10 protein-coding genes, 1 tRNA gene and 1 rRNA gene are annotated in these 9,831 nt (G+C 56.8%); 5 read left to right on the forward strand and 7 right to left on the reverse strand.

Annotated features, from left to right (window positions below):
* Genes MED193_RS12245 through MED193_RS12255 form a run of 3 tightly spaced genes read right to left on the reverse strand, consistent with a single transcriptional unit; the run spans position 1 to position 1,987 of the window.
* Entirely contained in the window at positions 1 to 591 is a 591-nt protein-coding gene (locus MED193_RS12245) for a DUF1788 domain-containing protein (protein WP_085978313.1), read from the reverse strand.
* A gap of 8 nt (positions 592 to 599) precedes the next feature.
* Positions 600 to 1,241 carry a DUF1819 family protein gene (locus MED193_RS12250; RefSeq protein ID WP_009810046.1) on the reverse strand — a complete coding sequence of 214 codons (642 nt, stop codon included), beginning with the start codon at positions 1,239 to 1,241 and terminating at the stop codon, positions 600 to 602.
* Positions 1,238 to 1,987 carry a WYL domain-containing protein gene (locus MED193_RS12255; RefSeq protein WP_157041481.1) on the reverse strand — a complete coding sequence of 250 codons (750 nt, stop codon included), beginning with the start codon at positions 1,985 to 1,987 and terminating at the stop codon, positions 1,238 to 1,240. Before MED193_RS12255 ends, MED193_RS12250 begins: the two co-directional genes overlap by 4 nt.
* A gap of 306 nt (positions 1,988 to 2,293) precedes the next feature.
* On the opposite strand from MED193_RS12255, the gene MED193_RS12260 reads away from it, so the two are divergent.
* From MED193_RS12260 to MED193_RS12275, 4 genes are all read left to right on the forward strand, one after another.
* Positions 2,294 to 2,737, forward strand: a complete 444-nt coding sequence (locus tag MED193_RS12260) for a glycine zipper family protein (protein WP_009810048.1) — start codon at positions 2,294 to 2,296, stop codon at positions 2,735 to 2,737.
* A gap of 26 nt (positions 2,738 to 2,763) precedes the next feature.
* Positions 2,764 to 4,059: a peptidoglycan-binding protein gene (locus tag MED193_RS12265; protein WP_009810049.1), complete on the forward strand. Its 1,296-nt coding sequence runs from the start codon at positions 2,764 to 2,766 to the stop codon at positions 4,057 to 4,059.
* A 77-nt stretch (positions 4,060 to 4,136) separates the two neighbouring features.
* Positions 4,137 to 4,271: a hypothetical protein gene (locus MED193_RS23345; protein WP_302621669.1), complete on the forward strand. Its 135-nt coding sequence runs from the start codon at positions 4,137 to 4,139 to the stop codon at positions 4,269 to 4,271.
* A 142-nt stretch (positions 4,272 to 4,413) separates the two neighbouring features.
* On the forward strand, positions 4,414 to 4,914 hold the full coding sequence (locus MED193_RS12275) for a hypothetical protein (protein WP_157041349.1): 501 nt from the start codon (positions 4,414 to 4,416) through the stop codon (positions 4,912 to 4,914).
* 38 nt (positions 4,915 to 4,952) lie between these two features.
* Here MED193_RS12275 and MED193_RS12280 read toward each other — a convergent pair whose 3' ends face one another.
* Complete coding sequence (locus MED193_RS12280) at positions 4,953 to 6,332, reverse strand: exodeoxyribonuclease I (protein WP_009810052.1); 1,380 nt, start codon at positions 6,330 to 6,332, stop codon at positions 4,953 to 4,955.
* 298 nt (positions 6,333 to 6,630) lie between these two features.
* Positions 6,631 to 7,353, reverse strand: coding sequence for a hypothetical protein (locus MED193_RS12285; protein ID WP_009810053.1), 723 nt, complete (start codon positions 7,351 to 7,353; stop codon positions 6,631 to 6,633).
* Between the two features lie 243 nt (positions 7,354 to 7,596).
* Here MED193_RS12285 and MED193_RS12290 point away from each other — a divergent pair, with 243 nt between their 5' ends.
* Positions 7,597 to 8,694 (forward strand): Fic family protein, encoded by a 1,098-nt coding sequence (locus tag MED193_RS12290; RefSeq protein ID WP_039966158.1) that lies wholly within the window; start codon positions 7,597 to 7,599, stop codon positions 8,692 to 8,694.
* A 218-nt stretch (positions 8,695 to 8,912) separates the two neighbouring features.
* Here MED193_RS12290 and MED193_RS12295 read toward each other — a convergent pair.
* Positions 8,913 to 8,989 (reverse strand) — tRNA-Met (locus MED193_RS12295).
* A 48-nt stretch (positions 8,990 to 9,037) separates the two neighbouring features.
* Positions 9,038 to 9,152, reverse strand: a 5S ribosomal RNA gene (rrf, locus tag MED193_RS12300).
* Between the last annotated feature and the right edge of the window lie 679 nt (positions 9,153 to 9,831).

Consider the following 9,831-nt stretch of genomic DNA (forward strand, 5'->3'; position numbering starts at 1 on the left):
TCAGACCTCGTAGTTCAGAATGTTAAAAGCACGGTAATATTTGTCGTCATGCAGCAGCCCAAAGAGATCGAGGGATCCCCCCGTCGCTGTGGAATGGGTGTAGCTGCCGGGAAAGAACAGCACCGTTGGCTTGTCCTTGGCGGTGCTCTGCAGGTTGTTGAGCACATTGTGCGAGCGGATGTACGGGTAGACCTCGCCCACGCCCGACAGGAAAATCACGTCATGCGGCTGGGCGGCGATCGCTTCCGCAATTTTCGGGATTAAGTGTTCATGAACGTCGAGAACGCCCTGCAGCAGCTCGCGCAGCTCTGATTTTTCCATGTCAGGCTCTGCAGCCAGGACATCCTCTAGGATGCCCCGCTCTTCCAAGAGCCCGAGCGAAATATCGTACAGGCTGAGATCGAGCGCGGTGACGCCCGCATGCCCAATGCGCTCGACCAGGTCGAGCCGGTCCTCGATCATCGTGAGGCCTTCTTCGGCCGGGAACGGGCAAATGAAGAACGGCACTTCATTGCCCAGTCCCTGCTTCGTCAGGAAGCGCTCGCTGGTAATGACCCGATACAGATGCTCGGCGCGTTCTTTGCGCGTCAATTGCAGGCTCACGACAGACCTCCCTCAATCACAACTCCAGGGAACACGGCCAGATCAGCCGGATTGGTCGCCTCAATCAGCGCGCGCAGCTGAGGCGAGAGGTAACTCGACTGGATCCGGTTTTCTTCCGAGATAATCCCAACCTCTCGCATGGTCTTGAACACGACCTGCCGGAGGCGAACGCGTGTGGAGGCAGAGGTGGAGGCCAAAGTGTCATCCCACTCGGCTTTATGCTCGAAGAACAAATCGAAACTGTCGGTCGACAAATCCAGCTGATAGGCGAGATACCGGTCTTGCACGATTTCGAGTGTGAACTCGCGGACCAGCCGGTAGGCACGGCAAAAGGAAAGCCAAATGAGCAGCGCTTGATCTTGTCGATCGGCACGCTCAACCAGGAAACGCAACTCGTCCTCGGTCAGCGTTTCGATGCGATTGACCAGTTCCCGGAGTATTCGACGCTTTGACTTTTGCTTGGGCGATGATGTGAGGCCATCAGCTTGCAACTGGGAGATCGTGACATCCCAGTCGCGGGTTTCCAGATAGCTCGCTGCAAGATCGATGCATTCATTCAAGAAAAGCCCCCCAGAGGTGAAGGACATCTTGTAGGGCTGCTTCACCCCGAACTCTGCTTGCCGCGCCGCCATGGTCATCCAACGACCTCGTCACGGTTCAGAAGGACAATCTGTTGGTCCTGGGGGCGGCGTGCCGCTGGGTCGGTGTCCAGGCCAAGACGCTTCAGCGCATAGAACAACAGCGCGCGGCGGACAGCGATCCGAGCCCTGCCTTCCTCCATGCCGTAGTCCATCTCGATGGCACGGCGCTGGTTATCCGAGAGGTCCGGATGCGGGCCGATCTCAAGCACGATCTCCGTGTGCCAAGCCTCATCAGCGCTGGGCTCAGCGGTCACGGCCCCCTGATCACCCACCTCGACGATCCGAGACAACAAGAAGTCCTTGAACACTTGGTCGTTCTGACAAAACGCCCGGGCGTGCCATCGGAACCCGTCAAAGGCCAGTGCATGTGGCTCAATCCAGCGCGCGCTGGGCTCGGGCCGCGACATAGACTGATAGGTCACCTGCAAGGCAGCTGGCTCACGGATGGCTGCTAGTACGTCGCGCAGGGTCTCCGGGGAAACACCACGCGCAGGGGTCGGCGTTGCGCCAAAGCCCGGGAAAAGGCTGATCCAGCTTTGCTCGGCACTCACCAGCCCCTGATCAACCGCACGCAGCTGAGCAAAATACTCGTCAGCGTCCGGCTTGAGATATTTGGGCTTGAAATGCTTACCGCGCAGATACGTGCGCAGGCTCTTGTCATAAACAAGGTTGCGCTTGGCCTGCTCGATGTAGGCGTTCAGGTCCAGCGATGCCTGCTGTGTTGAAACCCCAAACGCGTCCATCAAGTCTCCTCGGTTTATCCGCCCCTGCCAAAACAGGCGAAACTCGATGAACTCATATCGACGCTCGACACCCCAGTTCAGCTGTTTGCCCTTCTTGCGAGTCACCCTGCGCCCTCACTTATATGTCGCACGAATACATGCGTCTAGTTTTTTGATTGACTCACCAACCGGACCGACAGACCCTAGCTGGGCCGGAATGCCGATTCGTGACAAGCCCGTCACGTTATTAGACGTATCACAAACCTGGGGGCTCACCCCAGCATAACCCTCCCGTTCTGCTCTCGGGAAGGGAAAAGGAGCTGCTGGATGAATTTTATGACAAAAACCCAGGCTTTTGGCCTGATCGCAGTCTTTGCCGTAGCCGGTTGCGCAGAGCTCGAGCCGCTGACTGAGTACCGCCCTGTTGTAGACCCAGAGCGCACAAACATGCCGCGATTTGAACGGGACCTTGAGGCTTGCCGTGCGGTCGCGGTCCAGGTCGAGGCCGACTACCGCCAGCGCCAGCAGGAACAGATGGGCGCAAACATCATGGCGGGGCTTCTGGTCGGCGCCATCACAGGAGCCGTTGTCGGCAGCGGGTCTGATTATCAGGGCGAACTCGCCGCCTATGGCGCGGCTTCCGGAATGGCGGCAGGAGCAGCGGCGAATGACTATTCCTATGATCTTGTGACCTATGGCCCCCGCCGGGTCGTGGATCGCTGCATGGCTGAACGCGGCCACACGATCCTGAACGATATTGGCCGCGGCTAAGGCGTTTTGCTGGAAGGACCTTCGACATGATGAAACTGCGTACGCTCACCGCCTCGCTGCTGATCAGCACCTGCCTTGCTGGGCAGACATTGGCCCAGGAAAGCTCGGCGCTCGATGCAGAGATCGCCGCAATCGACAGCCAAATCACCGAGGTGGATGCCACGATCGCCCGTTACGATGGTGGACTGATCCGCATGCTTGCCGAAAGCCGACGAGAAGCACTGCTTTTGTTGCGCACGATCGTTGAGGCTCGACAAGAGGCTGAGGCCGCTGGCGCGACCATCGAAGTCACTGTGCCAGCCGTGGAACCTGATCCCGAACGTGCAGAGCAGCTTCTTGGAGAAATGGCCGCGCAACAACAGCGTGTCGAAGCGGCCGAACGCGAGGCCGCATCTGCCGGTGGCCTGATACAAGCGGTGGCGCTAAGCCGCGTCGAAACCGAAAAGCTCACCCTCGCCCAGTTGCAGATGGCCTATTTGCAGGCGCGCTATGGCATCGCGTTCCCAGTGACACCTCAAGCGGTGGCTTCGACGACGCCAAGCCAGGACGCACCATCGCCTGTGGCCACGGTAGAGGGTGACGAGGGGACCGCTGCCCTGCCCTGGGCGGATCCCGACCACCCGAACATCGATTACAGCCTCGCGCCCTTTGAGCAGGCGCACAACGAAGGGGATCGGATTTCGGGCTGGTGGGTCATCAGCGAGGAGCGCGCCGCGATCGATGACAGCCCGTCCGTCGTCGCCATCAACTATTCGGCCTATGATGCGCGCAGCTTCAGCGGGATCACTGCCCTTCTCGCGCAGTGTCGGGAAGGCGAGACATCCATCGTCTTTGTCCAAGACGATTTTCTGATGAGCACCATTCGGCGGAACTCGTTCGATATCAACTACCGTATCGACGATGCACCTGCGCAGTCGACCCGCTGGAACGAACTGACCAATAACAAAGGCGCTGGGCTTTTTGGATCTGCGTCCGAAGGCTTCTTGCGCAACCTCTACGATGCCGAAGCGTTTTTCATCCGGCTGACCGATGGCAATGGTCGTCGCTATGACGCAGAGTTCGACCTGGCCGGCATTCAGGACGCGATCGAGGCTATCGCTGGCGCTTGCGGGTGGTCCACGCTGGATCTCTCCCGCGATGACTACCGCGCCATTCAGACCATGTTGAATGCCGGTGGCTTTGATGCCGGCACACCGGATGGCGTTTGGGGGAACGGATCGCGCAACGCGATGCGCACTTTCCAAGAACAGAACGGTTTAGCACCCACTGGAGCACCTGACCGCGCGACGCTTGAGGCATTGGGCATTCAGGCCAGCGACTAGAACCATCAAATCAACGCGGCCCACAGGGTGGGACGGTGCACTGAGCGCGCTGCCGCAACACGAAAGGAACCCAAATCATGGAATTCATCATCGCAGGCGCCATCGTCTTCGGCATCATCGGCTTCTTCGTCGATGGCGGCAGAGGCGCGCTCTGGGGGGCGATCCTCGGGCCCTTTGGTCTGATCATTGCTGCTATTTTGAAGGGCAAATAAAAGCCTGCGCCGATGGCTTGGCGTCATATGCAGGCTGGTGAGGCTTCGCTCAAATGGTATCATCATTTAGAAACCAGTGCATGAACAGACCTCAACCTAGTGCCACAAACCCCACTTCATATCCAAATCCAGCCGCAAAATCGTGAAACAGAAAGGTTTGCAAATGCGATTCACTGCGCTTCCCAATTTACAAGTCCTTGATCTTGCTGAGAGCTTTTACAGCGCCGCCGAAATACTTAAAGATAATAGAAGCAATGCAATTCCCATAATCAATCTTCGCTGTCACGCAATTGAACTATACCTAAAAGCACTCCACTTGAAGGATACGGCGACCGACTTCGGCGATGGAGTGGCACTGCTTCGGCCAACCTCTGGACGTGGTGCAGGTCATCAATTGGGGAATTCATTTACAAATGCCTTGCCGGAACATCAAAAAGAGCTCCTCTCCGGGATGCCAAGGCTAAATGAGGAACTCGCACTTCTCGAAGGTATCTTTCGGAGAAGTCGCTATATCTATGAGAATGGAGATAGCTTACCCTTTTCCACCGCAGAGCACGTGGCGCGATATCTTGCTTGCCGCATTCCACAGCTAACGCCCATACCCGTCAGAATAGACCAAATCGCATCTGAGGACCGTAAGTAAATCAAGTGCTAGCCTGGTTACGAAAGGCAATTGAAGGATCAGTGTATTGAGCTGCGCATCGGCTTCAAAAATGAGCCAATAGCTTCAAGCTCACGAGGCTCAGCAGCACCAGCAGAACGTAATTCACCCAAAGCGGCCTCCGCTTTTTCGAAGGTCATCCATTCGGTTTCAGGGACATCGGGCGCAGACCACTTATCACGCAGATAGGCTTTGAAAAGCGCCATCTCGTCCGCTGTCAGCAGTTCAGGGCTGTAAAATGCCACCAACCGCCGACCGAGCTGGCGCAGCCGAGGGTCTGAAAGGCTCGCCACGATTTCCTGGCGCCGCGGCCAGGTCGCATGCTGAAACTCCTGCAAAAGCTGCTTGTCAGCGCTGGAGTAGAATTCCCCATAGATTTGCCGCTCAACCGGCTTGGGCGGAGCGTCGGAATCTTCGACGAAGCGATTGGCCATTGCCGCGCCTACACGCCGAAGAAACTCAGGCGCGTTGGCAATGATCGTCGCCCGGTGCAGATGCTCCGCGCTGGGAGCTGTGTGTTCTAGGAGCGCGGGGGCCTTATTTGTGGACACGCCCCTAATGATCTTCGGCGTGGCATCCACTGCTGCAAAGATCGCCTCATCCGAGGCCCCGAGGAACTCGGATGGGTCAGCAGCATCCAGATCGAAAAATGCGGCCTGCGCGCTGTTACCGTGAGAGTATCCACAGAAACAGCCCACGTAGGATCGCGGCTCACCGCCGCCAAAGCGCGTGACGAGCTCATAGGGCCGAAAGCTTTCAAGCTTTGCCTGCACGCGTGCCTTGTGGGCGTTGTCTATCAACTCGGACCAAAGCGCTGGGCTGCGCGTTGCGATTAGACGTGCGATGTGGATGGTCGCCTCGACATCCCCCAGGGCATCATGCGCGTTGTGGGCATTGAAGCCATTTGCAGGCGCCAGCCGATCAAGCTTGAAGCTCCGCCGGCCGGTATCATCGGTGGGCCAGACAAGTAGACCAGGGTGTCGGACATAAGCAGCATAGACCGCAGGCAGGATGTCAAAGCGCGTGTTACCATTGAACTGCGTGGCATAAATGTTCGGCGACAAGTTCTGGTAGAAGGTCTGCCGCAGCACCTCCTCGTCGAACTTCATCGTATTGTAGCCGACCCAAATCGCGGGCGCCCATCGCTCGGTGAACTCTGCCACCTGCTGCGAAAACTCAAACAGCGACGGCAGGCTTGGGTCTATCAATTGATCAGGGGTGACACGGGTCACAACCAGCGCCTGTGGTGAAGGCAAAATATGGGGCGCCAACCGGCAGCGGATGTTGACCCGATCCTTCTCCACGAAATTCTCATCCGTCCAGATCGCGGCGAACTGCAGCGGCTGGTCGAACTCGGGGGAGATTCCCGTGGTTTCCAGATCGTAGAAGACAAAATCCATGATGGGTTCCTACACCCTATCATGAGGGAAATCCATCTTCAGGCATGGCAGGGGCAATACCACCATTTCCTTCCCAACGCTCAGTAGCGCCCACGTTGATAGGGAAGCTGGTTGGCAACAACCGCCTTTTTGCCTTGTAGCCAAGGCGCTGCATTGGCAGCTACAGAAGGTCAAAGTCTTTGACGACAATATTAAGGGATATTCCGTTGGCAACGGAGTTTGATGTTAATGGATCACCATCAAATTTCAGGGACGACAACTTAGGTCAGAAATGATCACTAAAACCCACTGCCGCTGATCACTGAACATGTACCGGTTTCAGCATCTCATCCGTATCGAGCTTGAGGGCGCTGCGCCAAAGCTGGGTCTTGAAGACGTGACAATCGTGCTTGCCCGGGCTGATGTCACGGGTCTCCATCAACAGTCCCGCCCACTCAAGCGGCCGCAAGACACATGATGAGAATGCGCCCATCGCCCGCCATCCCGCGGTGTGCCAATCCTCTGGCTCGCCATAAAAGGCCTGGTACAAAGCTGCCTCAGTGGTGCCTTGGTCGGCCTCGACGTTGATGACATTCATCCAGACATCCCATTTACCAAACGGCCGATCGTCAAAGCGCGCATACGACGCGTGATCGATGCGGAGCACGAAGTATGGGATCAACTCGGCAAACAAGCGCCCTGGCGATCGGGCCAGCTCAGCACCCTTCTTCGTAATCCGAAACGCCCCCTTATAATGCCGCCCGAGGCGCAATGAGATCAGCAGGAAGTGCAGAACCTCAAGAGGCGGAAATTCATACTCGTTGATGACCTTGTTGTAGCGGAACATTTCGTTGGCGCTTTTCCCCGGCCAATCGAAGTGTTCCACGGCCCAATGAACGAAGACGCGTTTGAACGCCTTGGTCTGGGTGAGTCCGATCGATCCATGCTCTTGGGCATATTGCAGCGTCAAAAGGGTACCGCGCAGCAGCGGCGAGCGCATTAAGTCTGGGTGATCATCAGGAAGCGTGCGGAATTCAATCATGCTCAAGTGATGCCACGAGCGCCACGGCGATGCCAAGAGGCCCGTGTGTGCAGGCCCAGACGGGATCGCCGAGCATCCGTGCTAGGCGCCGAATAGAAAAGGCGGATCTAGCCGACGATCCCGAATAGGCTAGGCGTGCCGTGCGGAGATTGCCTACTATATTCTCCGCACATAATGCGGCTTTTACTCTTGCCAGTGCGGAGAAAAAGTCGGATTATCCCTGTAAATTTTGCGGAGAATGTGATGCAAATCTGGGAACGCGACACTTGGCCTAACCTAACTTGGCAAGACGCGCACGTCGCCGCGTGCCTAGCTGAGGTGCGCCATACCCAGGGCAGACTGATCGGCAGAATGGAAGCGCTAGGCTTCAAGCTGCGCGAGGAAGCAGTGCTGCAGACGCTGACACAGGACGTCGTCAAGACAAGCGAAATCGAAGGTGAACAGCTCGACGCCACTCAGGTGCGGTCATCGCTGGCACGTCGCCTTGGCATCGACATTGGCGCCCTGCCCCCGACAGATCGTAACGTCGAAGGCATCGTCGAGGTCATGCTTGATGCGACGCGCAACTACGACGCTCCACTGACAGCGGAACGCCTATTCGGCTGGCATGCCGCCCTGTTTCCGACCGGGCGCAGCGGCATGACACGCATCCGCGTCGGGGATTGGCGCGATGACAGTACCGGCCCGATGCAGGTGGTGTCAGGACCCTACGGCCGAGAACGCGTGCATTACACAGCGCCACCTGCCTCTAGGGTCGCGGCGGAGATGGAAGCATTTCTCGCCTGGTTCAACGCGCCGATTTCATCCGATCCGGTAATCAAGGCGGCCCTGGCGCATCTGTGGTTTGTGACGATCCACCCCTTCGAGGATGGTAACGGACGGATTGCTCGTGCCATCGCTGATCTTGCGCTGGCGCGGTCAGAGGGGAGCTCACAGAGGTTCTACAGCATGTCAGCGCAGATCCGGACAGAACGGAGCGCATACTATGATCAACTGGAGCAAACGCAGAAGGGCGAAACGGACGTAACAGAGTGGGTTTTATGGTTCCTCGCGTGCCTGGATCGCGCCATCCGTGGAGCGGATAGCGTACTAGCTGCAGTTGTCGCGAAGGCTCAATTCTGGGAGCGCGCAGCTCCGATGCCGCTGAACGAGCGACAGATCAAGGTTCTGAACCGTTTACTTGACGGCTTTGAGGGTAAGATGACCACATCGAAATGGGCGACGATTGCGAAATGCTCTCAGGATAGTGCAAGTCGCGACATTGCAGCCTTGATTGAACTTGGGCTGATGCGGAAAGGCGAAGCCGGCGGCCGCAGCACAAGCTACGAGCTGGTTCTGTAACGCGAGCAGACCGAATTTTCATCCATCAACCTGCCAAACCGGTCCGCTTCAGTATGCCCGAACATCATCGACCATCACTGGTTTCGGCTGATTACCAATGATTACGGCTATTCGAGGGGTGCGACTCGTCAAACGTTGACATGGCGTTGACATGGAATAAACGCATAAAACCCGACTGATTAAGTCGGGCTCTAAGCTTTTGATTTAGCGTAGTAATTTGGTTGCGGGGGTAGGATTTGAACCTACGACCTTCAGGTTATGAGCCTGACGAGCTACCGGGCTGCTCCATCCCGCGTCAGTGTCGGAAGTTTATATCGTTTAGAGATTTTTTGGATTTTACTAGGTTTGGCAGTGACCTACTCTCCCACGACTTAAGCCGCAGTACCATTGGCGCAAAGGCACTTAACTTCCGGGTTCGGGATGGGACCGGGTGTTTTGCTCTCGCTATCGCCACCAAACCAAGAAAAATCCAAGAACCTGCGGTTCTTGGATTTTTTTGGTTGGCGGTCGGCAGGGTATTTGCATCGCAAATGCCCGAGAGACCGCACCCCAGTTATGTCACGAGGACATTTCCAAGATCGCAGGGAAACAATCAACACTGACGACTTTACGCAAGTAAAGTCTGTCACGCAGCAGGCAGTGTATTTGCCGGGCAAATGCACGTTGCTGCACCTTTGTTATGTCACAAGTTCATGTGGTGCTTATTTGGTTCTTGGCTGTCTATTACTAGATCAGATCAAGCCAATCGGGCGATTAGTACCAGTCAACTGAACGTGTTACCACGCTTACATCTCTGGCCTATTGACGAGGTGGTCTACCTCGGCCCTCAGGGATACCTTGTTTTGAGGGGGGCTTCCCGCTTAGATGCCTTCAGCGGTTATCCTGTCCGAACATAGCTACCCAGCACTGCCGTTGGCACGACAACTGGTCCACCAGTGGTTCGTTCACCCCGGTCCTCTCGTACTAGGGGCAACTCCTCTCAAGTATCCTACACCCACGGCAGATAGGGACCGAACTGTCTCACGACGTTCTAAACCCAGCTCACGTACCTCTTTAAACGGCGAACAGCCGTACCCTTGGGACCTGCTCCAGCCCCAGGATGAGATGAGCCGACATCGAGGTGCCAAACACTGCCGT

Source organism: Roseobacter sp. MED193, assembly GCF_000152965.1.
In the GTDB taxonomy this organism is placed as follows: Bacteria; Pseudomonadota; Alphaproteobacteria; order Rhodobacterales; family Rhodobacteraceae; genus Pseudophaeobacter.

Bases quoted from the DNA above. Each gene is read 5' to 3' on its own strand.
- MED193_RS12285 (WP_009810053.1), bottom strand. From the start codon at position 7,353: ATGATTGAATTCCGCACGCTTCCTGATGATCACCCAGACTTAATGCGC.
- MED193_RS23345 (WP_302621669.1), top strand. From the start codon at position 4,137: ATGGAATTCATCATCGCAGGCGCCATCGTCTTCGGCATCATCGGCTTC.
- MED193_RS12260 (WP_009810048.1), top strand. From the start codon at position 2,294: ATGAATTTTATGACAAAAACCCAGGCTTTTGGCCTGATCGCAGTCTTT.
- MED193_RS12290 (WP_039966158.1), top strand. From the start codon at position 7,597: ATGCAAATCTGGGAACGCGACACTTGGCCTAACCTAACTTGGCAAGAC.
- MED193_RS12265 (WP_009810049.1), top strand. From the start codon at position 2,764: ATGATGAAACTGCGTACGCTCACCGCCTCGCTGCTGATCAGCACCTGC.
- MED193_RS12255 (WP_157041481.1), bottom strand. From the start codon at position 1,987: ATGGACGCGTTTGGGGTTTCAACACAGCAGGCATCGCTGGACCTGAAC.
- MED193_RS12250 (WP_009810046.1), bottom strand. From the start codon at position 1,241: ATGACCATGGCGGCGCGGCAAGCAGAGTTCGGGGTGAAGCAGCCCTAC.
- MED193_RS12280 (WP_009810052.1), bottom strand. From the start codon at position 6,332: ATGGATTTTGTCTTCTACGATCTGGAAACCACGGGAATCTCCCCCGAG.